Below are 26,790 nucleotides of genomic sequence, written 5' to 3'. Positions count from 1 at the left end.
GCAAGCCGGGTCGGTCTGTTGCATCACGGGTGCCTTTACCCGCTGTCGATGAGCAAACACTGTGTTCCCTACTCCCTGGTTTCTCCCCCCCCAATTGGAGAGGGTCGTCGATTTCGAAACAAAGGAAACCCGCTGCGGCCTCGGCTCTTTCGAAGTCATCCGACAAGAAAGACAAGGCAGACAAGCCGGCGAAAAAGAAACAGTGACATCCGCTATCCGCCAGGGCGTTACGCCCTAGCTTGCTCGGCCCCTGCTGCGTTCAACAGCAATCAGCAAGAACAGGGCTGTCGCGGCCAACAATGCCCCCGCGAGGAACGTATTGACTGAGCCCATGCCTTGCCATATCGCACCCGCCAGAACGCTGGCGATCAGCATGCATACACCACTGACCAGATTGAAAATACCGAAGGCGGTTCCCTTCAGGTCCAAGGGCGCGGTATCCGCTACCAGCGAGGCAAGAATGCCCTGGCTGAATCCCATATGAAGCCCCCACAACGCGACACCCAGCATCATCGTGATGATCGAACCGGATCCAGCGATCACCAGATCCGCCAGGATGAGTAATCCCATGCCCATGCACAGCAGCTTCGTACGGCTGATGCGATCAGACAGCCAGCCGGCGGGATAAGCGGACAACGCATAAAAAATGGCCATGACTACCATCACCAGCGGAACCCAGGCGACCGATAGGCCTGTCTGCTGCGCCCGTAAAACCAGGAACGCCTCGCTGAAACGGGCGAGTGTAAAGACGCCGCCAATAACGACGACCCACCAATAGCCACGGGAGAAGCCGGGAAGGACTCGCCAATGAATGGGAGATCGGAACGTTCGCTCCCTGGAGACAGGCGTGGGCTCCTTGACCCCCACGAAGATGAGCGCCACCGCCACTATTGCCGGGATCACTGCAAACCACAGCACAAGCTGGATATCGGCAAGCCATAACATCAGCACGATGGCCATGGCAGGGCCAAGAACAGCGCCTACGGTGTCCATCGACTGGCGCAGCCCAAAACAGGCACCACGGATTGGCGGCGGCGACATATCTGCGACCAGGGCATCTCGCGGTGCACCCCGGATGCCTTTGCCGATTCGATCCAGAAAGCGTGCGGTGAAGACCACTTCCACCGAGTGTGCCAGGGGAAACAGGGGCTTGCTCAGAGCCGCTACGCCATACCCAAGCAGTAACAATCCTTTGCGCCGCCCAATGAAGTCGCTGATAGCCCCAGAGAACACCTTGATGAGCATCGCGGTCGACTCGGCAACCCCCTCGATTACCCCGACGGTCAATGCACTGGCCCCCAATGTAGTGACCATGAACACGGGCAGCAGACTGTGTACCATCTCGGACGAAAGATCCATGAACAGGCTGACAAAGCCTAACGCCCAGATCGTGCGGGGAATGCCAGAACGATCATTGCCGGTGCGCGGACTTTCGCTACTCATTTTTTCATCCTGTACTCATGGGTACGAAGGAAAGACTGAGAACGACAGTGTGCCACCGTTAGCCATGACCACCGAACTGACGATTACGCTAACGCAATCCCCAGGGCGTCGCCGACTCTTTCGGCGACAATGCTCCCTCATGGGCCAGCAGGCAGGTGACCAGCAGCAAAATCATGTGGATGCCCAGGGCGCGGGAGCACGGCGCATACATTGTAAGGCCGGGCTCCCTCGCGGTTCATGGCTTGGCCACCGCTTGCGGGCCGTTGCCGTCGCCAGTGCGGAAGGTTGGCAGCGCGGCGGAGTTCACGTAGCGCACACCGTCCCAACTTGGCAGCGGTGTCGGCATCAGCTGGAATTGCCCGGGTTTCTCAACGTCCCAGCGCAACAGCATGGAGTTGTCCTCGTGCTGGGTGTTGTGACAGTGCTCCATGTAGGTCCCGGCGAACTCGCGAAAGCTGATCGCTATTTCTACGTTGTCCAGGCCGTCCTTTTCCGGGCCGATACGGTACACGTCCTTGCGTGCCCATTTTTCCCATTCCGGTGGCGCCTTGCCGCCTCGATTGAGGATGATCCCCTCCTCGAAGTGCACATGCACCGGGTGGCTCCAGCCTTCGCCGCCGAGCTTGATGTTCCAGACTTCCAGGGTGCCGAAACCGGTCGCACCGGCATCGGTGGGGCCACTGGCCAACTGAGCCGAGGCGCTCAAGCGCCGTGGATCCATCTGGAAGCCGAAGCCGCCATCGGTCTTGACCGTCCAGGGTGCTTCATCGGTGCCGTCGGAACGGCCGAAGGTGAAGGTGCGGTGACGGGCCTTGGCCAGCAACGCCTGGTCGGCAAGATTGTCGCGGTGAATCTTCAGCGGGATCATCACCAGGCCTTCAGCCTTGCCCGGTTTGGCCGGCTCATAGGCGGCCGGGTCCATGGCCAGGTCCTGCCCGGTGTAGGCCTTGACGTTAAGTTGCAACACCTTGCCCACCGCCGGATCACCCTCCTCCCACTTCGGTCCCTTGCTGGTTTGCTTGAGGATCGCCCGGTATTTCTCGGACAACACGTCAGCCAGGGAGGCGGGTTCTTCCGGGCCCTTGCCGTCTTCATGCACCTGCAGGTTGACGAAGAACAGCTTGTCGCCCGGTTTGATCCCGTTTTTCGCGAAGTTGACGATGATGTCGAAACGCTCGGCGATGCCCAGGGTGGGCAGGATCGCGTTGTGGTTCTGTTTGTCGCCGTCGGCGTCGAGGTCCATGGTGCCGTCGAACGGCACGCTGTGTTCCATGATATTGCCGTCGTTGGCAATCATGTGGAACGGCACACGGGCATAGGACACTCCTGACCCGACGGGCCCTGGGAACTCACCCGTGGTGCCCTTGATTTCACGCACCAGCGCCAGCTTGAAGTAACGCGACACCGAGCCATTGAGCATGCGCAAGCGATAGCTGCGGGCGCGCACATCCAGGGTCGGTTTCCACTTCCAGTTGACCAGCACCTGGTCACCGAGGAAGCCGGCAGTGTTGAAGGGGTTGAACCACAGTTGACCGTTCTTGTCCCACGCCTTGTCGGCAAACAGCAGGTTCACGTCGTAGTCGCGGTTACCCCAGGGCAAGGCGCTGCCACTGGGCAAACGCAGGTTGACGCCGTCGTTCACCGATTCATTGCCGCGGTCCAGGGCGCTGTAGTAGTTCATCATCGCCGCGTTGCCCTTGTAGACGTTCTGCGCGGTGAAATCGAGCATGTGGTCGTGGAACCAGTGGGTGCTCATGGTTTCGCGCCAGTCGCCGCGGATCTTGATCGTGCCGTTCTCGCAGGTCTTGCGGCCCGGGCTCATGTCATTGGTCCACAGGGTCTCACCCGGCGAGCACGGAAACGCTGCACGCGGATCCTCGGCCTTGGTGTTGATGCTGTCGTAGCCGGCCAACTGGATCGGCCAGCGATAGTCGTAAAACTGCCCCGGGAAGAAAAACGCGTTGGCATAACCGTCGCTTTCCGCTGGCACGTGGCCGTTGTGTTCGTGGGTACTGATGGTGTGCAGGCCAAAGCCCATGTTCGCCGACGGGTCGATCGGCAAGCCGTTGTAATGGCGCATCAACACGGGCTGCCCGTAGCGCACCATCAGCAATTTGGGCGGCAAGGTGCCGTCGAAGGTCCACAGCGAGTTGTGTTTCTGCACTGGCATTTTCGGGTGAAACCGCGGTTCAGCGCCTTTGGAGGTACCCGCGGTCGCCGGCACGCCAGCCACATTGTAATAGAGGCCACCGGGGCCAAACTCGCCCATGGCATAGCGGTGCATCTGCCGACTATCACGCAAACCGGTATTCAACCGTGCACCGGTTTGCACGGTCTTGTAGGCAACCTGCGGGTAGAACTCGTTCCAGCGCTGGTGCGACCAGCCTTTTCCTGGCGGACGGCCTTCAGCCGACGAGCCAATACGGCGGTTGAGGAAAAACTCAATCTGCTTCTGCCAAGGGTTGCGGTCGACCACGTTCGAATACTGGCTGGGGTACGGAGTCAAGCCCGGTTGACGCAAGAACGCATCGAGCGCTGCACTCGGCGGAGCACTGCGTGCCACGCTGGTGGGATCCTGTTGCGGCAGCGGGCCGATGGCGGCGGGTGGAAAAGGCAACAGTGCAGCCGGGGTAGTAGGGTCGAGTTTTTCCAGGCCGAATTCTTCGAACAGTACCAGTGGCTGAGTGAACGGCAGCGCACCGTACAGTGGGCTGGGCTTGCCGTTGGTGGGGTAGTTGAAACTGGTCTGCAGCGTTGGCGGCAGGATGTTTTCCACCCGCGTGGTGTCTTTGCTGCCTTTGACGCCACCGGGCAGATCGAAGGAATCCATGTTGGCATCAGGCATGGTCAAAATGGCGTTCAACGCCGCCGCTTTGTCAGCTGCTTCATCGTGATAGGCAGAGGGGTCCGTTGGCTGCGGCTGTCGCTCATCGTCGATGGGGCTGGCGCGCAAGTTCCCTGTGCTGAGTGTCATCGACAAAGCGATGCTTAATGGCGTCAACAGGCCAGACCATTTGAAGGGATAACGCGCTTTTGTGTCCATCACCAGCCGCCTCGAATGTGTGAAGGGGGTAGTGGGGACAGTGCAAGGAGCCGGCCAAACGCAACGGCCTTATAAAAACATTAACACACTATAAAACAATAACTTACAAACACTAACATGCGATTATCGAAAAAATGACTGGGGATTGACACCCATTCTCGGGGAAAGTTCACACCCAATTCAGGGGGTACCTTTACAACCTCACTCCAGCGGCGATTTACAGTACCCACATTCGGAGCAATTCCACATAAATGGGCAGTATTACCCACACCCGCCATCAACTTTTCAGCTGGAGAAATTGTCCACGCAATCAGGCCGCTTTCGCGCCGGGGTACAGCGGGTTGCCGGAGCTTTGGCATAGAGAATGCTCTGGGTAAACTAACGGCTCCAGGGGCACTCGCAGACGTGCAATCGATGCCTGGATAACACACCTGCGCCGCAGATCAGCCGCCAGCCTGCGAGGGGTCACTACCATGCGGAACGATTCCATAATCCTCACGCTAGCACTCATGGTTTTCATTTTTTCGACAGGGGTCGCCTGGAGTCACATCTTCCTGTTCTGCAGTTAGGAATCAGGGAAAATCCTTCATCACCTTGACCGCCCATGACCCGGGAAGCTGAACTCTTCGAGGCCGGGTGCCCTTTTTTCCTCGCTTGACCAACGACCCGTTTTTTCAAAAGAAAAGGGAGGGCTTCCATGCCCTCCCCTGCGCTTTACACGCGTCTGCGAACGTACTGATCAGGACCTCAAGTGGCGAGAATGAAGTCTGCGGCCGTTATGGTTGTCGCATCGGCCACTCCGACCAGGCGGATGGATTCAGCGCCTGCGGAGCTGATCAAGGTATCCGCACCGACATCGGTGATGATGACGTTGCCGACAAAGGTCACAGCATTGACGCCGAACGAGGAAATATCGAGCCGATCCTGGCCTCCTGCCGCGTCGGCATCGAAGCCGATGATCTGATCGGCCCCGAAGCCCGCTGCGAACACGAAGATATCGTTGCCGCTGCTGGCAACCAGGGTGTCGTTGCCGGCACCACCTGTGACCCTGTTATTGCCAGTACCGCCATCGATAAAGTCATCACCGATCCCTCCCAACAAGGTGTCGTTAGCGTCACCACCGAACAGCGTGTCGTTGCCTGCTCCACCGTTCAAGACATCCACCCCGCTTCCGCCGTTGAGGGTGTCGTTGCCGCCATTACCATTGAGGGTGTCATTACCCACCCCGCCGTTGATGACGTTATCCAGCCCGTTACCGTTGCCGACGAAGTTGCCGACTCCGGTGTAGGTCAGATTCTCGACCTCAGCGCCCAGCGTGTAGCTGGCCAGCGACGTCTGCACGGTGTCCGTACCGCCACCGGCGACCTCGACCACGACGTCTGCGGCTGTATCGACAACGTAGTTATCGTTGCCGGCGCCCCCCACCAACCGGTCGGCACCTGCACCGCCGTTGAGGACGTCGTTACCCACCCCGCCGGTGATGGTGTTGGCCAACGCGTTACCGGTACCGGTGAAGTTACCGGCTCCCGTATAGGTCAGGTTCTCGACGTTGGCGCCAAGCAGGTAGGTGGTCAGGCTGGTTTGCACCAGATCGGTACCAGCACCCAGCGCCTCGGTGACAAGGTCACCGACGTTGTCGACCACAAAGGTGTCGTTGCCGAGGCCGCCGCTCATGGCATCCGCGCCGAGCCCGCCGTTGAGGGTGTCGTTGCCGTCCTCGCCATTGAGGACGTCATTGTCGTCGCCGCCGTTGAGGATGTCGTTGCCAGTGCCGCCCAACAACTGGTCGATACCGGCGAGGCCATTGAGCGTATCGTTCCCGCCCAGGCCAAGCAGCACATCGTTAGCCGCGGTGCCGGTGAGGATGTTTGCCAAGGCATCGCCCTGCAGTACCACGCCTTGTGCCACAACCACCGCCGCCGTCGCCGCAGAAGTCACCGACTCCAGCGTGCCGAAGGCATCGGTGTAGCGCACGATCACCCGCAGTTGCAGATTGGCCTGCGCCGCACCGGGGGTGAAGGTCGCAGCAGTCGCGCCGTTGATGTCGGTGAAGGACGTGCCGACCTCTTGCTGCCACTGGAAGCTGAAGGTGCCCAGCCCGTCCGGATCGGCAATTCCACCCGTCAGCGCGGTCAGCACCTGCCCTTGATCCGGAGTCGTATCGCTGATCAGCAACGCGCCTGTCGGTGCATCGTTGACGTTGGCCACCGGCCCCAGGATGTTGGACGCAACGCTTTCGGCCGCACCGAAGTCATCCACATAACCGATCAACACGCGCACTGCCTGGCCGACCTGAGCCTGGCCAAGCGCGAACGTACTGGCAGTTGCGCCGACAATGTTGACGAAGCCGGTCCCGCTGTTCGCCTGCCATTGGTAGGTGAACTGCGGATTGCTCAGGCCATCGACGTCGATGATGCTCGCCGGATTGGCGGTCAACACCTGGTTCTGCACTGCAAGCCCGGTAACGGTCGGCCCTTGGGTCGGTGCATCGTTGACGTTGTCCACCGGCCCCAGGATGTTCGACGCAACGCTTTCGGCCACTCCGAAGTTATCCACGTAACCGATGACCACGCGAACTTCCTGGCCGACCTGGGCCTGGCCAAGCGCGAACGTGCTGGCGGTAGCACCGGCGATGTTGACGAAGCCGAGCCCGTCATTCGCCTGCCACTGGTAGGTGAACTGCGTCGTGCTCACGCCATCGGCGTCGATGATGCTCGCCGGGTCAGCGGTCAACAGTTGGTTCTGTACTGCAAGCCCGGTTACGGTCGGCCCTTCGGTCGGCGTACTGTTCCCGGACGAATCGACGATCTCCAGCGTGCCCTTGGCATCCTGATACACCGCACGGACACGGATGTTCAGGCCCGCCACATCGTCCGTCACCCGGTAGGTGCTGCCGGTGGCACGCGATGCCTCGCCAGCGGCGATGACGGTGATGTCTTCATAGATGCCTGAACCCGCGATGTTCTCGACCTGCCAGTAGTAAGCCACCGCCCCGGTAATCGCACCGGTCGGGTTGGCCACACTCTGGCTGTCCGCGTCCCGTACCGCCTGACCGCTGACGCGCAGCAACTGGCCGGCAACCGGCGTTTCGTCACGCAGGCCGGTGCCAGCATCGAGGATTGCCAGATGACCCGACGGGTCGCTGTTTTGCGCGGTGCCCACGCCGGACGACTGCGCCCCGTCAGCGAACTGCAGACGCTCGATACCCGTCAAGCGATCGACACCATCACGCCCCGCTACCGAGTCGGTCACAATGACCGTGTCGCCATCGATCTCGATTCCGTATTCCCCCAGGTTACCGGAGAAAAACGCGGTGTCGAAGCTGTCATCACCGCTCAGGATCTCCCGCACGATGACCAACTGGCCCGGGTTGTAAGTACCGTTCAGCATAAACGGCACCAAGGGCTCCATACTGTCGAACGTGGCGATCTCCTCGCCGGTGCCATCGGCATTTTCCCGTACGCTGATGCGCACGTTCAGCCACTTGTCACCATCGATGATGTCGTCACCACCGCGACCTTCGATCAGGTCGCTGCCGCCGCCGCCGAGGATGATGTTGCCGCCGTCGAAGTACGTCGCCCCGTCTACCAGCAAGTCAGCCAGCCCGTTGATCAGGTTGATGTTGGTCAGCACACTGCCGGTTGCACCCGCAGTGGGCAGCGATGTGGCATCTTCGTTATCACCGCGCAGGAAGTCACCGTGCGAGGAACCCGACAAACCTTCCATGATGTCGAAACGCACCAGCGCTGAAGCACCCGAACCCGGCATCGATGGAACATCGAAGAAGCGTTCGGTGTAGTCGATGGTCACGCCTTGGGCGAGCCCCTTGAAGGTCGCCCAGTCATAGCCGGAGCCGCCGATATAGCGGTCACCCATGCCGAGACTGCCGACCATGATGTCGTCACCGCCTTCACCGTTGAACTTATCGTTCTCGTTACCGCCGATGAACACATCGTGACCGATCACCGGATCATTGCCAGCCGGGTCGAAGTTGTCGCCAGGTGCACCGTCCGACGTGCCCTTTTCGATCCAGTCGTCGCCTTCGTTACCCATGTCCTGTTCGTTGGCTTTGCTGCCCAGGATGAAGTCGTTGCCTTGGCCACCAATGGCTTCGGAAGCGTCCTCGCCGGTCACGATGAAGTCATTGCCGAACCCGCCAATGATCAGGTTGACGCCGTTGCCGCCGTGCAACACGTCGTTGCCGTCACCACCCTGGATGTTATCGTCGCCACCGGCGTCAGTGATGATGTCGTCGCCGGCGCCACCGCGCAGTTGGTCGTTGCCGTCACCACCTTCGATGCGGTCGTTGCCGCCGTCACCCCAGACCGTGTCGTCCCCTTCACTCGAGACGAGGATGTCTGCGCTGTTGGTGCCGCCCAGCACGATGTGCTCTGCACCGGTGTACTTGATGTAGTGAGTGTCCGGCCCGTCGGTCAGCGGGTTGTCGCGGAACACCACCTGCTCGCCGTTTTCGCCAAGCGGATCGGCATTGCCCAGGCCATCGTTGTACTGCTTGGTCTTGTCCACTTCCAGATAGAACCCGGGGTCCGAGAACACCAGGCCCGGCAAGTGCGTTGCCGAGGTGTTGGCCATGATCAACTTGGCGAACGAGTTGCTTTCCAGTTCCGCGTTCATCGACAGGCCAGAGGTACGTTCCAGGTAGTAGAAGCGGTCGCCGTCCTGGAGTTTTTCCATCTGGTTCTCGAACACGAAGTTGAAGGTCGAGCCGAGCATGCCGCCGAACGGGGTCCTCGCTTCGGCCAGGCCGCCGATCCACAGGTCGATCGCATCGACGCCCGTGATCGTCACCCCCTTCAGATCGTCAGCGGTACCCAGCACCCCATCCTTGCCGGCGCGCGTCACGTTGGCCCAGGTACCGCTGCTGTTGAGGAAGTCCAGGCGGTCGGACGGCGCATCATCACCCCCCAATACCAGCGCCAAGGCTGCAGCGCGTTTGCCTTCCAGCGTGGTCGCCGCCAGGACGGTGCCATGGGTGCCATAGGCCGCGATGAAGTTGATCAGCGACTCCGGATGCTTGAGGTGCTGCACCAGGTCGACCCAACTGCTGTACGGCTTGAGCTGGGTATCACCGGTCTGGCTGTAGATGTCGCGGCGAATCGCGTTGAGCGAGGGAATCCCCACGTCGCGGCCACGGGCGATGTTGATCGCCGGCAGGTCGAGCGGCAGGCCGAGCAAGTTATTGCGCAGCGCCTCGGTGACGAACTCATCGATTTCGTTACCGGCCTGGCGCGTCACCCCACGCACGATCGCACTGGTCGCATCCTCTGGCGTCACCCCGCTGGCGGCATACGCCAATGGGTTGAGGAACGCCGCGATCAAGCCCAGTTGCTGATCGGGATCAGCGCTGTTCGGATCGCCAATTACATTGAAGTCGACGTCGTATCGATCGACCGTCTCGGTCAGCATCGAGTGGCCGAACCGGTAAACGGTGTGGGCGAACTCGGCGACGATCGAGGCATCGAGGTCGACGTCATAGACCTGGGTCGGCGCGAAGAACAGGTCGACCCTGGGTTGGATGGTCCGCGCAAACTCCTCGAACACCAGGTGCTGATACTGCATCTCGGTGCCGAACTTGGCAGCCTGGAACAGCCGCTCGCCATTCCACACCAGTGCATCGATCTCGGCCTGGCTGGCTGGCAACGCATCCACCGGAGTGAGCAACCACTCGTTGAGGAAGGCCACGTCAGCCGAATCGAGTACGGTGTCCTTGGTCTGCGCCACCAGCCGATTGTGCTCGGCGTGGAAGATCGCATGCACCGCGGTCAGGCCGATGTTCTCGTTGACCCGGCCGTCGCCGGCGATGTAGTGCGCATCCAGCAACTCGTTGTCGTAAGCCAGGTTGGCCCCGGTCTGCGGATTCGACGGCACCGCGTTGCCAATGTCGTCATCGGCATCGGGAACCAGCACACCAGCGCTGAACACCGGCGCTGCATTGTGGGCAATGTCGGCGAGGAACTGGTGGCCGGTGCGCACTGCATTGACCAGGCTGATAGGGGCTAGCGGATTGCCTTCGACGAGGACGTCATCAGCGGTGCCGCCAAGCCCGTCTGCCCCTTTCATCACGACCATCGGGAAGCCGTTCGGCCCCTTGATGAAATTGCCGTAGGCGTCGGTCGCCAACAGCGGGCCGTTCTCGACGTCGGCATCGGTCAGGCGGATACCCAGGACATCGTTGGCCTGCGCCTTGACCACTTTCCAGGTCGCCATGCCACCGATTTCGGTGTCGTCAGCGGTACCGTACTTGCCATCCGCCCCCAGGTCACGGTTGGTGATCAGCCGGCCGGTCGCGATGGGGCCGTCCTCGGTCAGCACATACCCGCGCAGGAACACCTGGTGCGATGGATGCGAGCTGTAGGTCTGGTTCTGGTCCACGAACGGCGTGGTGGTGTTGGTGTGCTCATGGATGTCGTCGGCCGTGCCGAGAACGCCATCCGCCCCTGGCTGGTTGGTCGCGCGGGTCATCACCATGAAATTGGTGTTGCCGCCTGGCACGTACAGCGGATCATCCGGTTGCAGCGGGATGAAGACGGTGCCCGAGCCCCCCTTGGTGACAAGGTCCAGCCCATGATCGAAGAATTGCCCGAAGAAGGTCATCCAGGCATTGAACGGCGCGGACAGCCCCGCATCCGCCGCGGTGTTCTCGAACAGGTATACATCGTGGTCGTCGCCAGTACCGAACTGCCCGTCCATGCCGGGGCTGGCGACAATCCGTACGCCATCCTTGAGTACGTCGTCGTTGCCATCCGCGCCGAAGTTGAGCACGCCGTCGGCACCCGGGTCGTAAGCCGTGGCATAGGCTGCCGGGTTGTTCGATGTCTGGTCGACGATCAGGTTGCTGATGGTGCGCGGCTGCGAGTCAATCACCAAGCCGCTGTTCTGCGCATAAGACGTTCCCGATTGCGCCGGATTGAAGACCGGATCGCTCACACGCGGAAAGGTGTTATCGGCGGCACCAAACTCGGTGTTGTTGATGCCGTTGAGGTTCATCAGGTTATTGTTCGACCCGTCGACCGCACGCAGGCCCAACGGCGCGCGGATGTTCGGGATCAGCGAGAGGATGTCCTGCCCGGACGCGTCAGCCTCGGCAATCTTGATCTGATCAAGGATGAAATTGAGGTCGGAGCGGACCATGTGAAGGCCTTCGCCACCGGCCGTGGCATCGACGACAGGTGCCTGCGCAGTCGGCACAACCGGCGCCCCGGCAACCACCGCGGCAGTCGGCTGCGAGAACACTACTTCAGTCGTGCCATGACCATCCTGGTAGATCGCCTTGACACGCAACGACAACCCGGCAAGGTCAGGCGAAACCTTGAAGGCGGTGCCATCGGCACTCTGGAACGCCACGTCGCCGGCCGGCAACAGGATGATGTCCTCGAACACACCGCTCCCCGGATCCGCCTCGAACTGCCAGAAGTAGGACACCGAGGCGTTGTTGATAAACCCCTGGAGATTGCCCACCGAGACGTTGTTGGCATCGCGCACCCCGGCCATGCTGACACTCAGCGTGTCGCCTACCGTTATCGCGCCGCCGTTGCCATCGCTGAGGGTCGGCCTGCCAACCGGTTGAGCATTGAGCCCTTGCACCAGCACTCGCTGGGTATCGGCAAACTGCAGGCGTTCGATATGCAGCAGCGTATCGGTGCCGTCACGACCGGCTACGGTATCTGCCACCGTCCAGACATCGTCTGCCAGATTGGCTGTGCCGCGGGTGTCCTGGGTCACCACATATTCAGACTGGACCCCGGAAAATATGGCGGTGTCGAAGGCCGACCCGCCCGTCGAGGTACCGGGCAGGATTTCCCGCACGGCCTTGAGCTGCCCCGGGTTATAGGTGCGATCGAGCATGAACGGGATCATATCGACCATGCTGTCGAAGCTGGCGATCTCGGGCCCGGTATGATTGACGTCGTCAGCGCTGTAGACGGCAATCCTGACGTTTATCCATTTGTCGCCATCGATCAGGTCGTCGCCCCCGCGGCCCTCGATCAGGTCACTGCCATTGCCACCGAGGATGATGTTGCCCGTGGCAAAACCGGTGGTTGGCAAACCGGCATCGGCCAGAAACTGCTCCAGTCCGCGGATCAACGCCACATTGGTCAGCGCACTGCCCGTGGTTCCACCGTGGTTGATGATGGTGTCCGCATCCACATCATCGCCCTTGAGCACATCGGCGAACTTCGAACCGGACAAGCCCTCGACCTCGGCAAAACGGTCGAGAATAGAGGCCGGCGAGGCACCGACCGGATTGAACACGCCATTGTTCTGGTTTGGCGCATTGCCGTGTGGCTGCGCCAGCTCGGCCATGGTCAGGTCAACGGTCACGCCCACCTTGTCATCCTTGTAGGTCACCCAGTCGAAACCGGACATGCCGTCCATATTGTCCTGGGCATCGCTGCCGACAAAGATGTCATCGCCACCCTCGCCGATCATTTCGTCGAAGCCACCACCGCCGACAAAGATGTCGTTGCCGATCACATCGTCATTGAGCAGCGGCGAAAAATTATCGCCAGGCGCACCATCCTGGGTGCCCATCTCGATCCAGTCGTCACCTTCGTTGCCGGTAGGTGGCAGATTGGTCTTGGCACCGAGGATGAAATCGTCACCCTGGCCACCGAAGGTGGTGGTGATGTCTTCGGTGGTGACGATGAAGTCCTGGCCGTCGCCCCCCAGGATCAGGTTGCCTCCAGCCAGCATGCTACCGGCGATGATCACGTCGTTACCGGCGTTGCCTTCCAGGCGGTTGTCGCCGAACGAATCGGTGATGATGTCATCGCCCGCGCCGCCGAGTACCGCGTCATTGCCGGCACCGCCTTCGAGGCGATCGTTGCCGCCGTCGCCGTAAAGGGTGTCATCGCCTTCGCCGGAGATGATGATGTCATTGCCGGCGGTGCCACCCAGGACGACATGGTCTTCACCGGTGTACTGCAGATAGTTACTGTCCAGCCCTTCGGTGTCGGGATTGTCGCGGATCACCAGCGGCACGATTTCCACCCCGTTGATCATGATGCCGCCAGTCGGATCGGCTTTGCCGTCCACGCCCAGGTTGGTGAACTGATTGGCCTGATTGACTTCGAGGGTGAACGTCGGCGTCAGGAACACGGTGTTCGACAGGTGGGTGACATCGCTGTTGAGCATGATCAGCTTGGCAAAGGAGTTGTTCTCAAGCTCAGTGCCGAAGTTCAGGCCTGCGACGCGCGACAGGTAGTAGAAGCGGTCGCCGTTCTGCAACGCCTCCATCTGGGTTTCAAAGACGAAGTTGAACGTCGAGCCGAGCATGCCGCCGAACGGCATCTTCTGCTCGGCGAGGCCACCGACCCAGAAGTCGATGTCGTCCACACCGGTGGTGGTGACGCCATTGACCATGGCGTAGATGCCCGTACTGTTAAGGAATGCCAGGCGATCGGCCAGATTGGCGGTAAAGGTACGCTCTTCGGCAGTACCCGCGTTGATCACCGCGCTGCCACCAAACACCAGGGCCGCGGCGACCGCACGCATTTCGACCAGCGTATCCACATCGGCCGCGATCAATGCGCTGTGGGTGCCGAAAGCGGCGATGAAGTTGACCAGGGATTCGGGGTGCTTGAGGTGGTCCGCAAAGTCAGACCAACTGATGTACGGCGTGAGTTGGCTGTCGCCGGTGGCTGCGTACATCTCACGGCGCGCTTCATTCAACGTGGGAATGCCAGTGTCGCGACCGCGCGCCAGGTTAAGGGCCGGCAAATCGAGCGGCAGGCCGAGCAGGTTGTTGCGCAACGCTTCGGTGACGAATTCGTCGATCTCGTTGCCCAACTGGCGGGTCGCACCGCGAATGATCGCCCCTGCCGCTTCGTCCGATGTCGCTCCGCTGCCGGCGAACGCCAGCGGGTTGAGGAAGGCCGCGATCAGCCCCATTTGCGAGTCCGGGTTGTTCGGGTCAGTGAGGAGCGGATTGAACTCAGGGTCGAAGCGATCGACGGTTTCGGTCAGCATCGAGTGACCGAAGCGGTACACCACGTGGGCGAACTCGGCGAGGATGGCCGGGTTGATCGAGGTGTCATAACCGTTGGGGGCAAGAAATTCGTCGACCTGCGGCTGAATGGTCCGCGCGAACTCCTCGAACACCAGGTGCTGATACTGCATCTCGGTACCGAACTTGGCGGCCTGGAACAGGCGTTCGCCGTCCCATACCAACGCTGCGATATCGGCTGGGGTCGTCGGTATCGCGGTCACATCGTCCGCCAGCCACTCATTGAGGAAAGCCAGGTCGCCGGCAGCAAGAATGGTGTCCTTGGATTGCTGGACCAGGCGGTTGTGCTCGGCGTGGAACACATGGTGCACAGCAGTCAGGCCGATGTTTTCGTTCACCCGGCCGTCGCCGGCAATGTAGTGGGCGTCGAGCAGTTCGTTGTCATAGGTCAGGTTGTTGCCGCCGGGGCCAACGTCCTGCGCATTGCCGATAGCGGTGTCGGCATCTGCCTGCAGCACCCCGCCAACAACGACCGGCGCGGCATTGTGGGCGATGTCGTCGAGGAAGGCATGCCCGGTGCTCACGGCATTGGCCAGGCTGATCGGCGCATCCCGATTGCCTTCGACCAGTTGCGTGACGTCATCAGCCGTCCCGCCGATACCGTCGGCACCGTTACTGACGCGCATCACCACCTGCGGCATGCCGCTCGGTCCGCGGATGAAGTTGCCATACGCATCGGTTGCCAGCAGCGGCACGCTGTGCACATCGGCATCGGTCAGGTTGATCCCGAGAATGTCGCGGGCCTGGGCCTTGACCACTGCCCAGGTCGCCATGCCGCCATTTTCGCCATTGCCATCATCGGCCGTGCCGAACTTGCCATCGGCGCCGAGATCACGGTTGGTAATCAAGCGGCCCGTTGCAATAGGGTTGCCTGCCGCGTTGAGGGCGTACTCACGCAGGAACACCTGATGCGAGGGGTGCGAGCTGTAGGTTTGGCTCTGGTCCACGAACGGCGAGGTGGTGTTGGTCTGGCCATCATCGGCAGTGCCGACTATTCCGTCCGCGCCAGCGGAATGCACTGCACGTGACAGCACCATGAAGTTGGTGGGGCTGCCCGGTACGAACAACGGATCGTCCGGCTGCAGCGGAACAAACACGAAGTCGGTACTGCTCTTGGTGACCAGGTCGAGGCCGTGGTCGAAGAACTGGCCAAAGAAGGTCATCCACGAGTTGAAGCCGGCGGTAAGGCCAGCATCAGGTGACACGTTGGGAATGAAAAACACTTCCTTGTCGTCGGCCGTGCCGAACACCCCATCCAGACCGGGGCTGATCACCGGGTCGGCGCCGCCATTCGCCGCCACCGCGGCCGGGTTGTTGGCGGTCTGGTCGACGATCAGGTTACTGATTATCCGTGGCTGCGGGTCGACCACATTCCCTGACGCGGCATAGGCCGCCCGATACTGGGCATCAAGCAGGCGCAGGAAGGAATTGTCCGCGGCGCCAAACTCGCTTTGCCCGGCGACCAGGTTGTTGTAGCTGCCATCGACGGTGCGCAGGCCGAATGGCACTTGGCTGTTGGGCAGCAAATCACTGAGGCTGGTGCCGTCGGCGTGCGCCTCCGCGATGAAGATTTGCTTGAGTATGAATTCCAGGTCCGACTTGTTGAAATTGGCCATTTTTATTGTCCTCGATCTCTCTGGGGGAAAGGCACAGGACGAAACAATCCTCCCACGCCCAGTCAGGTGCTGGCTTGCGAAGTTCGTTGGTTCAGTTGCAGGGCGAGAGCAGGCGTGGGTTAGGCAAAGCCGTCCCCCGGCGCCCGTGAAATGCGCGCCTGGAATTCGCGAAATGGATGGGTCGCCGAGCGATCAGGCAGAGCGATCCCGAGCTGTGGGTGGGCCATGGAATTGGGAAGTCGAAGTGAACTTCCTGAACGATTGTGTCACTGCGCAAAAGATCAAATGGATCGACATGTTTGCTCCCTCGGGAAAATCACCGCCTTGCAATGCCAAAGTTCTGGCTGGCTTCCGGGGGGCGATCTTTGAACATGACTAAAGTTCCATAGCAAAAAACTGTCAATATTACGCCGCAAAAACAGACGACCGGCATTGGATCTGCCAACCTACTGTTATTAAAGGATATATAGAAAATTCTAAGCAATATTAGAGCGAAATGTTATTTAAAACTGTATCGCTAGAGAAACAAACGCCACCTACGCTGCTGCATGTGAATTTCGAAAGAACGACTGCTCAAGCCGACGAGTTACCTGGAGATCTACATCTATCTGATAGTCAATCACATTTACCGGTAGCGGGTGCGCCGCATGGCCAACCTGGCTTTTCGGTGGGGAGGACGCAAATGCACAAGCAGTCGAGCGCTCGCTCAGAACTGTCCGACGCGATATTTCGCCTGCGCCGCAGTTTTTACTCGCTGGCAGCGTTCAGTGGCGTTATCAACGTCATGATGTTGACGCCAGCGGTGTACATGCTGCAGGTCTACGATCGGGCCCTGGTCAGTCGCAATGTCACAACATTGACGATGTTGACCTTGCTGGTGATAGGGCTGTTCCTGCTGATGTCCACACTGGAAATGGTCCGCACCCGTGTACTGATCCGGGTCGGCAACTGCCTCGACATGGACCTCAACCGGCGCATCTTCACCGCTGCTTTCGAGCGCAACCTGAGCCGCGCCGGCGGCAATCCGGCCCAGGCCCTGCAGGATCTCTCGCAAGTTCGCCAGTTTCTCACCGGCAATGGCCTGTTCGCTTTCTTCGATGCGCCATGGACGCCGATCTACCTGCTGGTCGCCTATCTGATCCACCCGCTGCTCGGACTGATCACACTGATCGGCTCGCTGATTTTGGTGGGCCTGGCTTATCTCACCGAGAAGGCGACGCAAAAGCCACTGGCCGAAGCCAACCAGGCCGCCCTCTCCTCCGCCACTTACGCCAACAATAACCTGCGCAATGCCGAAGTCATCGAGGCCATGGGCATGCTGCCGTCGATCAGTAAGCGCTGGTACCAAAGCCATTTGCGCATACTGGAAATGCAGACCCTGGCCTCCGACCGCGCCGCCCTCATCAGCAGCACCGGGCGCTTCGTGCGTATCACGTTGCAGTCGCTGATCCTCGGCGCCGGCGCGCTGCTGGCGATCGAAGGCAAGATCACCCCGGGGATGATGATTGCCTGTTCGATCCTCACCGGCCGCGCACTGGGTCCGGTGGAACAGGTTATCGGGTCATGGAAGCAACTGCTCGGTTGCCGTTCGGCCTGGGGCCGGCTCAACGAGATGCTGCACGACTATCCGCGCCGACCACCGAGCATGCCATTACAGCGTCCGCTGGGCATGCTGGCGGTGGAGAATGTGTATGCCGGTGCCCCCGCCACCAACAACACAATCCTGCGCGGAGTGAGTTTCAGCCTTGCCCACGGCGAAAGCCTTGGCGTGATCGGCCCATCCGCCTCGGGCAAATCCACCCTCGCCCGCTTGCTGGTTGGCGTCTGGCCGGCGCAGGCTGGCAAAGTGCGCCTGGATGGCGCGGACATATTCAGTTGGAACAAGGGGGAACTTGGCCCCTGGCTCGGCTACCTGCCACAGGACGTAGAGCTGTTCGAAGGCACCATCGCCGACAATATTGCGCGCTTTGGCGAAGTGGACAGCGACGCGGTTATTCGCGCTGCCAGGAGCACTGGCGTGCACGAGATGATCCTGCGCTTTGCCCAGGGTTATGACACTCGACTGGGCACCGATGGCAGCCCGCTGTCGGGTGGCCAGAAGCAACGCATCGCGTTGGCCCGCGCGCTGTATGGCGAGCCCAACCTGATCGTGCTGGATGAGCCTAACGCCAACCTCGACGACGTCGGCGAAAAGGCCCTGGTCGATGCCCTGGCCGAACTCAAGGCCCGCGGTGCCACCGTCATTCTGATTTCCCACCGTCCCAACGTACTGTGCGCCGTCGACAAGGTACTGATGCTACGTGACGGCGGCGTGCAGATGCTCGGCACGCGTGACGAAGTATTCGCAGCGCTGCGCAAGGCCAGTGTGATGCCTGCAGGCGCGCCGACCCCGCTGGCCTCCGTCAAAGCACGGGAGTGACCGATCATGCAGATGAGCCAACACACCGAGATGATTCAAGCCGATCCCAGGAGCGTGGTAGACCTGGACGTCGGTAAGCCCGCGCGCTGGGGCGTGTGGCTGGTGCTTGCCGGCTTCGGCGGCTTCCTCCTGTGGTCCTGGCTGGCGCCGCTGGATGCCGGCGTGGTGGCGACTGGCACGGTCAAAGTCACCAGCAACCGCAAAGCCGTGCAGCATTTGAGTGGCGGCACTGTGGAGGCCATTCTCGTTCGCGAAGGCGATGTGGTGACCAAGGGCCAGGAGCTGGTGCGCCTCGACTCGTTACGTGCCGCTGCCGAACAGGGTGCGGTTGGCGCCCAGTACATCGTCAGCAAGACGGTGGAAAACCGGCTGGAAGCGGAACGTGACGCGCGCAATGTGGTGATCTTCGATCCCGAACTGCTCAAACGCTTCGGCAATGACCACCGCCTGGTAGCCGCCATGGACCTGCAACAGCGTCTACTGGACACCCGGCGTGCCGGCCTGGCGGGTGAAATCAGCATCCTGGAGGAAAACCTGGCGGCGTCGCAGGTGCAGCTCAAGGGCCTGCAGCAGGTCTATGGCGCCCGCACCTCGCAAATCAACTTCCTCAACCAGGAACTGCAAGGCACCCGAGTTCTGGCGGCCGAAGGCTATGTGCCGCGCAACCGCTTGCTTGAGCTGGAACGCAGCAACGCCGACCTTTCGGCCGGCCAGGCCGAGAACCTCAACAACATCGCTCGCGTGCGTAGCCAGGCTACCGAAATCAAGTTGCGCATCCTGCAGCGCCAGCACGATTACCTGAAGGAAGTCGAATCACAGCTGACTGAAACCGCCAAGGAAAATACCACCCTGGCCGACCGCTTGCGCGCGCTGGACTATGAAGTGACCCACACGGTGATACGGTCGCCCATCGACGGCATGGTCCAGTCCCTGAGCATTGCCACCGTCGGGGGAGTCATTCAGCCCGGCTTCAAGATCATGGAAATCGTTCCAGTCAACGAACCGCTGCAGGTCGACGCAATGATTCCCGTGCAGGCCATCGACAAGATGGTCCCCGGCCTGCCCGTGGATATTGCCTTCCCGGCCTTCAACCATGCCCAGACGCCAAACATTCCCGGCCGCGTGAAGACCATCTCCGCCGATCGCCTGCTCGACGAGGAAAGCAAGCAACCGTTCTATCTGGCCCAGGTGGAAGTCACTTCCGATGGCATGAGGCTGCTTGGCAGCAATCACATTCGCCCCGGTATGCCCGCCAGCGTCACCATCAAGACCGGCGAGCGCAACTTGATGAGCTATCTGCTCAAACCGATGCTCGAACGCGTGGACAGCTCCTTTAAGGAACAATGAAATGGACCGTCATTGCATAGTCTTCTGCCTGCTGGGGCTGTCCCTGCCGGCCAGCGCCATGGACCTCAAACAAGCCTGGGATCTGTTGCAGTACCAAGGCCCCATCTACCGCGCCGCCGTGCATGAAAAAGCCGCCGGCGAGGAAAACCGCGCCATCGGCAAGGCCGGCCTGCTGCCGCAGGTCAATGCCTCGGCCTACGACAACAAGGTCAATGGCACTCAACGCCAGAACGGCCTCGACAGGGATCTGGACTACGACTCCAAGGGCGCCAACGTGCGCCTGCGCCAGCCGCTGTTCAACAAACAGAAGATGGCCGAGTACCGCCAGGGCAAGCAACGTGCCGACTACAGCGTCGCGGTGTTCGATGCCAAGAGCCAGGACGCCGCCGTGCGCTTGGCCGAGAGCTATTTCGACGTGCTCCTGGCAAGCGAAACCATCCTCCTGGCCAAATCCAAGCTGAACGCCTTCGAAGAGCAACTCGCCTCGGCGAAACGCCGCATGGAGCTGGGTGCCGGCACCATCACCGACATTGACGAGTCGGTCGCTCGCCGCGATCTCGCCGAGGCTGAACTGATTGAAGCGCAGGACAACCTGGTCAATGCGCGCCGCAAGCTGGAAGAATATATAGGTGAACCCCCCGAATCGCTGACCACCCTGCAGCCGAATTTCGCTACACCGCCGCTGCTACCGAGCAATCTGCAGGACTGGCTGGTCAAAGCCCAGGCCGATAGCCCGCTGATCCATGCGCGCCGTCATAGCAGCGCCCTTGCCGAAGAAGAAGTGAAGCGCGCCAAGGCCGGCCACTGGCCCACACTGGATTTCGTCGCCGGATATACCGCAGGCGATAGCCAGTCAATCTCCGAGCTGAATCAACGCAACCGCTACAGTTCAATCGGGCTGGAAGTCAACTTCCCGTTGTACAGCGGTGGAGGAACCAGCGCTCTGGCACGCCAGGCCAGTGCCAATAGCTACAAGGCCATGGACGAGCTCGACGCCACGCGCCAGGAAGTCATCACCGGTACCACCCGCGAGTATCAAGGCGTACAGAGCGGCGCTCAGCGTATCCACGCACTGGAGAAGGCAGTGGCGTCAAACGAACGCTCACTGGCTTCGACGCGCAAGGGCTTCAAGGAAGGAGGCACCAGCACCAACTCGGACGTGCTCAATGCTGAAGAGCTGCTCTTCGTTGCGCGCCACGATCTGTTCGAAGCAAAACTGCGCTACTTGATGTCGCGCCTGCGCCTGGCCTCTTCGGTGGGTAGCCTGGGCGACGACGATATCGACCACATCAACAACTACCTGGGCCCGGAACTGTTAGTCACCAACTGACTTAAGTACTCGGTTGTCGTGCGTACATCACCCGAAGATGGCAGCGCCGATATTTTCTGAGGCGATATTGCGCACGCGACTCGATGAACCACCCGTAGTCATTTTCAGTCGGTTCACGTCGGATGTGGCGATTTTTCCGGCGTGTCCACGTGGGTGTTTATCTTGCGCACCCCATCTCGATATCCTTCGTGCGCTGAAAGAATTCTTCAAGGTGCCTTGAGCCGTACCTTACTCAGTCGCCCAGCGAGCCAAGGAGCCACTGACAAAAAATCTCGGCACAGGCAGAGCGCTTGCGATGCTTGAGCGACACCAGGAATTCGCCATTGCCGGTCACACATTCGAACGGTGTAACCCGCTGCAATTCGCCCTTGGCCAGCGCCTCATCCGCCATGAACGTCCACGCAAGGCCAATACCCATGCCTTGCTGGACGGCACGATAGGCCAATGTCAGCTGGTTGAAGACCGGGGCTTTGTCCCGCGCCACGTAGTCGATGCCAAAGTGGCCGAACCACTGGCGCCAGTCCAGGCATTGCCAGGCGCAGGTGTCGATCTGCACCAGGTTGGCTTGCACCAAGTGTTCCAGCGTCTTGATTCCCGAGACATCCAGTGAAGGATGCGCCACGGCATAGACGATTTCCGGTAGCAGGAAATCGCTGTCCAGCGAGGGCCATTGGCCAGAACCGTAGAGAATGCCCACGTCGAAATCATTGAGGCTGGCCTCGTCGAACTCGTTGATCGCGTGAACGTGCACGGCGATGTCGGGGTACGCCTTGTTGAATTCGATCAACTTGGGGAACAACCAGAACTGGGCCAGGGCATGGGTCGCCAGCACCGAGACGGCGTTGGACTGATGGACATTGCGGATTCGCGTGACGCTCTGGTACATCGTGGCGAGCAGCATGTTGACCGTCATCAGAAGCTCCTCGCCTGCGCCGGTCAACGCGACACCCCGTGGCTTGCGCTCGAACAGCGCCACGCCCATGCCGTCCTCGAGCTGGCGCATCTGTTTGCTCACGGCGCTCTGGGTCAGGAACAGTTCGCCAGCGGCACCCGTGAAACTTTTGTGCCGTCCCACGGCCTCGAATGTGATCAGGGTCTCCAGTGGGGGCAAGGTACGCAGGTAACGGTTGATGAGGATTCTCCTGGCTGGCGACTGCGACCCGACATTCCCCTGCGGAATGGGTGGCCGAATATTTATCGCAGGTGGCGCTTATATACCATGGCTAGAATGCCGCTAAACAGCCTGCCAGAGCCGAGATGATGAACAGTGGGATCGTATTTGCGATATTGGCAGGCGCCATCTGGGGTGGGGTGATTATCGGCCCTTCGTTGCTGCCAGAATTCAATGCCGTGCTGATCAGCAGTGTGCGGTTTTCCCTCTATGGGCTGATCTCGCTTCTGCTGGCTTTGCCGATTGCATCGAGCCTGCTCGCCCGATTGACGCGCAACGATGTGTTTGTGCTGTTGCGTTTGTCATTGACTGGCAACGTCCTGAACTACGCCCTGTTGGGTGCTTCCGTACAACTGAGCGGGGTGACGGCTGCCGCCCTGATCAATGGCATGATGCCGGTTGCCATTACCTTCCTGGGGCGTGGTGATCCTGGGTCCCTGCCCCTGTCTAAGCTCAAGCTGCCTTTGTTGCTGGTATTCCTGGGCATCGTATCGGTCAGCCTGGAACACTCAGGCGCGCCAGCGGCGAGTACTTCGCTGTCTTCCCGTCTACTCGGCCTGGCCTGTGGCTTCAGCGCTGTCGTCTGCTGGTCGTGGTACGCGACCCGCAATGCCCGCTATCTCAAGCAGAGCCATTTCAACAGCAGCGAATGGTCCACGCTGGTGGGCATCGTGACTGGTATCGTGGCGGTCGTGTTCGGCATCGCCGCCTTGATGTTATTCCCGAACCTGGTCCCCACTCAGGTTGAAAGCAGTCGCTGGATGGCTTTGCTGTGGGTGTGCCTGTTCCTGGCACTGTGTGGTTCGTGGCTTGCCAATGGGCTATGGAATGCCTGCTCGCGTCGAATGGCCACGTCATTGAGCGGCCAGATGATCGTGTTCGAAACGCTGTTTGCCTGTGTCTACGGTTTTCTGTTCAGCCAGCGGGTGCCTGGCCTGATGGAAGTGATCTCGATCGTGTTGCTGGTGGTGGGTGTGGTCTGGGCGGCGAAGCGTCACCGCGTGGTCCCGGTGAAACATGCTCAACCGTAGAATCCAACAGTCGTTACCAGCCTGCCCTGATGTGCAAAAACAAGCCGGTAGCGATAAAAACTAAAAAACCATCAGCAGCATTGAGGTACCTCGCCGCGAGCAAGGCGAGCGTTGATGTCTTCAATGACCGCCGGCAAATCGACGATGGTGTCGATCAGGTAGTGCGGGCGCGAACCTTCGAACATCCGGGTAATGCGTGATCGCGCTTCGCTCAGTTCGTCGGCTGACAGGTTTTTGTATTGGTCATAGGTCAGGCCCAATGCATTGCCGGAGCAGGTCAGCGCCACCGTCCACATGCCCGCGCTACGACCTTCGAGAATGCCCGGCCAGGTGTCGTCGACTTTCACGCAGGCAGCGACGTCGCTGACCCCCAGGGCAATGACGTTGGCCAGGGCTTGCGCCGGGTGCGGGCGTCCGTTGGGCACTTCGTCGGTGGCCACCACGTGGTCGGTGACATAGCCGTTCTGGCGCGCCAGCTCCACGACTTTTTCCATGACCACGGCTGGGTAGCCGGAGCAGGAGCCGATTTTCAGGCCCTTGTCGCGCAGGCCGTTGATGGTCTCGAGTGCACCGGGAATCAACGCCGAATGCAGGGCGATTTTCTCGATCTGCAGCGGCATGAAACGCTCGTAGAGGGCGGTGACATCATCGTCGGTTGGCAAGCGGCCGAAGACAGCGTGGTAGCGGTCGGCGATCTGCGGCTCGTTGCACAGCGTGCGGATGTGGTCCCACTTGCCCATGCCCATCGGCCCGCGGGCTTCTTGCAGGGACACCGCGACGCCAAACTCGGCAAAGGCCTCGACGAAAATCTGCGTCGGTGCGAAGGAACCGAAATCCACGACGGTGCCCGCCCAGTCCAGGACCACGGCTTGCAATTGGGAAGGTTGTTGATAATGCATGGTGAGTCTCCATTTTTGGCTAAGGGGTGCCCGTCCCTCCTGTCGCCAGGAGGTAAGGTTATTGAGGCTTGATACGGATCAGGCGATCAGGTGGCCGGGATCGGACTGGAATCGAACAGCTCGGCGATCATCGGCCGGTTTCTGCGAATACCCAGGCAACACAGGTGGTAATCAATGAAAAACGGATGATCGACAAAGGTGATTGGCTTTGTTCCCGGCGTTTCGGCGTATTCGACAGCCGATACGAACCCGATGCCGATTCCCTTGGCGATGGCGTGAACGATGGCTTCGCGGCTGTTCAATTGCATGACGCAGTTCAGGTCGACATCAAGGCGATCGCAACTCTCCTCCACCAGTTGGCGAGTGCGGGAGCTTTTTTCCCGAAGGACCCACTTCTCGTCGCTGATCTGTTCAACGTGCACCGCCTTCTGCGCAGCCCAGGGGTGATCGTCGCGCACGACAGCAATGATGGGATAACGCCGATAAAGCTGCGTATCAAAACGCTGGTCGAATTCGGACAGCGCCAGGATGGCCACGTCGATGTCGAAATTGAACAGGCGGTCCAGGGTCTCTTTTTCCGGCGAGAATGATGTTTCCAACTCAATGTCCGGATGCCGCTGCATCAACTCGTACGTCAGGTTCATTGCAATGGGCGGCGAGACGGCACCCAGGCGCAACATCCCGGTTTTACGTTGCTTGAAACTCTGTAGAAGTTGCACGGCTTCGTCCTCTTGGCCAAAGAGACCCTGGGTGATGGCATACAGCTTGTGTCCCGCCGAGCTCATCTCGACGATGCGCCCGCGTCGATGAAAGAGCTCCACGGAAAACTTCTTTTCCAGCGCCGTGACCTGCTCACTGACTGTCGGTTGCCCAACGCTCAGGTACTCGGCGGCCAGGGTGAAACTGCCGGTCTTGGCCACCGCATGAAAGGAACGCAGCCACTTGTGGTACTGGTACATGAAAAGATCCTGTTCCTGAGCCGCAGCCCTGATTCACACCGGTGTAAACAGCAATCAACGCCTGATGAACAAGGCGACCGCTGCGCTGCACAGGCAGGCAGACGTGACCACGATGAAGATCAACGACGTGTTGCCGGTACTGTCGAGCATACTGCCGATCAGCGGTTCCGCCAGGCCTGCGAAAAGGTATGAGGAGAAATTCATGATGCCGGTCGCGGTGCCCGCGCGCTTGGCGCCGACCAGGTCCGGGCACAGTGCCCAGAAACTCGACGCCGGACCATAGACAAAGAACCCGCAGAGAAACAACGCCACGAGGCCGACGGCACTGTGAGGCGCAAGGCTCCACATCCACAGGCTGGTGCCTGCGCCGAGGAACATGTAGAGCATGATCGCCAGGTAGCGTTTTGAACCGAACAGTTTGTCCGAGATCCAGCCATTGCTGAGCGCACCGATGGCCATGCCCACCGGCAGGGCAACCGTGATCCACTTGGGATCGATCAGGCTGTCGCCGCTTTTCCAGTCGGCGCCCAGAAAATGCACCGGCACCCAGACGATAAGACCGTAGCGAGCGGCATTCTGGAACCCCAGGGAGATTGCAGCGATGATCAAGCGGTAGTTTTTCAGCACGGCTTTGTAGCGCTGCGCCGAGGTTTCGAGTTCGCCGTGGGCGACTTCGTGATTCTTGTCATCGGCATTGGCCACACCGGTATCGGCGAGCGGCTCGAAGCCCATGTCCTGCGGTCGCTCGCGCGCCACCAGGTAAAACACGATGCCCCCTGCCAGCATCAGCAAAACCGGCAGGCGGAAGATCCAGCGCCACTCCAGTTGCAGCACTTCAAGCACAACGATTGAGGTCACGTAGGACAGGACAGAGGCACAACCGGCAGCGAACACGTAAAAACCATAGACTTTGCCCCGCTCGCCGGTACTCCACCAATTGGAGATCAGCCGACTGCCTGGCGCCCAGCCTAATGCCTGAAAGTATCCATTGATGCCCCAGGGTAAAATGAGCGCGACGAAGCTACCGGCGAAGCTGGTGATCCAATTGGCTGCACACGACAACACGGCACCGGCCGTCATGATGCGGCGCCCACCGAACTTGTCGGCAAGATTGCCATTGATTGCCTGGCCGATGGCATACGCCCACAACATGGCAGCCGATGCCCAGCCAAGATGTTCCTTGGTAAAACCGAACTCTGCCTGGATGCCCGGGATGGCGAAACCGAACGTTTGTCGACCGGTGTAGAAAAACAGGTAGCAGAACATCGCCGCCAACAGCATGCGCCATTGCGCGACTCGGAACGAGGACGTGGAGACTGCCAGACTCGGTAAAGCTTGGGCACGATTCATGATCTTTTCCTTATTATTGTTCGTACCCTCCAGGCGAATCGGAGGGCGCACCTTTGTAGGAGCGAGCATGCTCGCGATGAGTCTGAGAGCGCCGCGGGGTGTCAGGTTGCCAGCGTTATCGTTAACGACCATCGTCGGAACGCCGCCCGGAGCAT

The 26,790-nt window shown here is 60.4% G+C and carries 12 protein-coding genes; 4 read left to right on the top strand and 8 right to left on the bottom strand.

Translation table 11 applies throughout. The annotated features are described in order from the left end of the window. Positions 1-234 precede the first annotated feature (234 nt). The 4 genes from HGP31_RS10155 to HGP31_RS10140 form a co-directional block, all read right to left on the bottom strand. On the bottom strand, positions 235-1,443 hold the full coding sequence (locus HGP31_RS10155) for an MFS transporter (protein ID WP_168757607.1): 1,209 nt from the start codon (positions 1,441-1,443) through the stop codon (positions 235-237). Between the two features lie 88 nt (positions 1,444-1,531). Next, positions 1,532-1,654: a hypothetical protein gene (locus tag HGP31_RS30710; RefSeq protein WP_277352212.1), complete on the bottom strand. Its 123-nt coding sequence runs from the start codon at positions 1,652-1,654 to the stop codon at positions 1,532-1,534. A 24-nt stretch (positions 1,655-1,678) separates the two neighbouring features. Beyond that, positions 1,679-4,486: a multicopper oxidase domain-containing protein gene (locus HGP31_RS10145; RefSeq protein WP_168757606.1), complete on the bottom strand. Its 2,808-nt coding sequence runs from the start codon at positions 4,484-4,486 to the stop codon at positions 1,679-1,681. A 747-nt stretch (positions 4,487-5,233) separates the two neighbouring features. After that, positions 5,234-16,129 carry a peroxidase family protein gene (locus HGP31_RS10140; RefSeq protein ID WP_168757605.1) on the bottom strand — a complete coding sequence of 3,632 codons (10,896 nt, stop codon included), beginning with the start codon at positions 16,127-16,129 and terminating at the stop codon, positions 5,234-5,236. Between the two features lie 682 nt (positions 16,130-16,811). On the opposite strand from HGP31_RS10140, the gene HGP31_RS10135 reads away from it, so the two are divergent. Genes HGP31_RS10135 through HGP31_RS10125 form a run of 3 tightly spaced genes read left to right on the top strand, consistent with a single transcriptional unit; the run spans position 16,812 to position 21,225 of the window. Next, positions 16,812-18,548: a type I secretion system permease/ATPase gene (locus tag HGP31_RS10135; protein WP_151141366.1), complete on the top strand. Its 1,737-nt coding sequence runs from the start codon at positions 16,812-16,814 to the stop codon at positions 18,546-18,548. Between the two features lie 6 nt (positions 18,549-18,554). Continuing rightward, entirely contained in the window at positions 18,555-19,895 is a 1,341-nt protein-coding gene (locus HGP31_RS10130; RefSeq protein ID WP_168757604.1) for an HlyD family type I secretion periplasmic adaptor subunit, read from the top strand. A gap of 1 nt (position 19,896) precedes the next feature. After that, complete coding sequence (locus HGP31_RS10125) at positions 19,897-21,225, top strand: TolC family outer membrane protein (protein ID WP_033042802.1); 1,329 nt, start codon at positions 19,897-19,899, stop codon at positions 21,223-21,225. A gap of 232 nt (positions 21,226-21,457) precedes the next feature. Here the strand turns inward: HGP31_RS10125 and HGP31_RS10120 are convergent, their stop codons facing one another. Further along, positions 21,458-22,357 carry a LysR substrate-binding domain-containing protein gene (locus HGP31_RS10120; protein WP_168759151.1) on the bottom strand — a complete coding sequence of 300 codons (900 nt, stop codon included), beginning with the start codon at positions 22,355-22,357 and terminating at the stop codon, positions 21,458-21,460. Positions 22,358-22,482: 125 nt separating this feature from the next. Here HGP31_RS10120 and HGP31_RS10115 point away from each other — a divergent pair, with 125 nt between their 5' ends. Further along, positions 22,483-23,427, top strand: coding sequence for a DMT family transporter (locus HGP31_RS10115; protein WP_168757603.1), 945 nt, complete (start codon positions 22,483-22,485; stop codon positions 23,425-23,427). 71 nt (positions 23,428-23,498) lie between these two features. Here HGP31_RS10115 and phnX read toward each other — a convergent pair whose 3' ends face one another. The 3 genes from phnX to HGP31_RS10100 all read right to left on the bottom strand — a co-directional run bounded on the left by phnX (position 23,499) and on the right by HGP31_RS10100 (position 26,635). Beyond that, positions 23,499-24,326 carry a phosphonoacetaldehyde hydrolase gene (gene phnX / locus HGP31_RS10110; protein WP_168757602.1) on the bottom strand — a complete coding sequence of 276 codons (828 nt, stop codon included), beginning with the start codon at positions 24,324-24,326 and terminating at the stop codon, positions 23,499-23,501. A gap of 86 nt (positions 24,327-24,412) precedes the next feature. Further along, a complete protein-coding gene (locus HGP31_RS10105) occupies positions 24,413-25,285 on the bottom strand; it encodes a LysR substrate-binding domain-containing protein (RefSeq protein WP_020800152.1) in 873 nt (290 codons plus the stop codon). Positions 25,286-25,339: 54 nt separating this feature from the next. Further along, positions 25,340-26,635: an MFS transporter gene (locus HGP31_RS10100; RefSeq protein ID WP_033044693.1), complete on the bottom strand. Its 1,296-nt coding sequence runs from the start codon at positions 26,633-26,635 to the stop codon at positions 25,340-25,342. Positions 26,636-26,790 lie beyond the last annotated feature (155 nt).

It is taken from the genome of Pseudomonas umsongensis, from assembly GCF_012647205.1.
In the GTDB taxonomy this organism is placed as follows: Bacteria; Pseudomonadota; Gammaproteobacteria; order Pseudomonadales; family Pseudomonadaceae; genus Aquipseudomonas; species Aquipseudomonas umsongensis.
The sequence above is the reverse complement of the archived record's forward strand: the minus strand, read 5'-3'. Positions and strand labels throughout refer to the sequence as shown.

Coding starts and splice junctions, on each gene's coding strand:
- HGP31_RS10155 (WP_168757607.1), bottom strand. CDS start 1,443: ATGAGTAGCGAAAGTCCGCGCACCGGCAATGATCGTTCTGGCATTCCC.
- HGP31_RS30710 (WP_277352212.1), bottom strand. CDS start 1,654: ATGTATGCGCCGTGCTCCCGCGCCCTGGGCATCCACATGATTTTGCTG.
- HGP31_RS10145 (WP_168757606.1), bottom strand. CDS start 4,486: ATGGACACAAAAGCGCGTTATCCCTTCAAATGGTCTGGCCTGTTGACG.
- HGP31_RS10140 (WP_168757605.1), bottom strand. CDS start 16,129: ATGGCCAATTTCAACAAGTCGGACCTGGAATTCATACTCAAGCAAATC.
- HGP31_RS10135 (WP_151141366.1), top strand. CDS start 16,812: ATGCACAAGCAGTCGAGCGCTCGCTCAGAACTGTCCGACGCGATATTT.
- HGP31_RS10130 (WP_168757604.1), top strand. CDS start 18,555: ATGCAGATGAGCCAACACACCGAGATGATTCAAGCCGATCCCAGGAGC.
- HGP31_RS10125 (WP_033042802.1), top strand. CDS start 19,897: ATGGACCGTCATTGCATAGTCTTCTGCCTGCTGGGGCTGTCCCTGCCG.
- HGP31_RS10115 (WP_168757603.1), top strand. CDS start 22,483: ATGATGAACAGTGGGATCGTATTTGCGATATTGGCAGGCGCCATCTGG.
- phnX (WP_168757602.1), bottom strand. CDS start 24,326: ATGCATTATCAACAACCTTCCCAATTGCAAGCCGTGGTCCTGGACTGG.
- HGP31_RS10105 (WP_020800152.1), bottom strand. CDS start 25,285: ATGTACCAGTACCACAAGTGGCTGCGTTCCTTTCATGCGGTGGCCAAG.
- HGP31_RS10100 (WP_033044693.1), bottom strand. CDS start 26,635: ATGAATCGTGCCCAAGCTTTACCGAGTCTGGCAGTCTCCACGTCCTCG.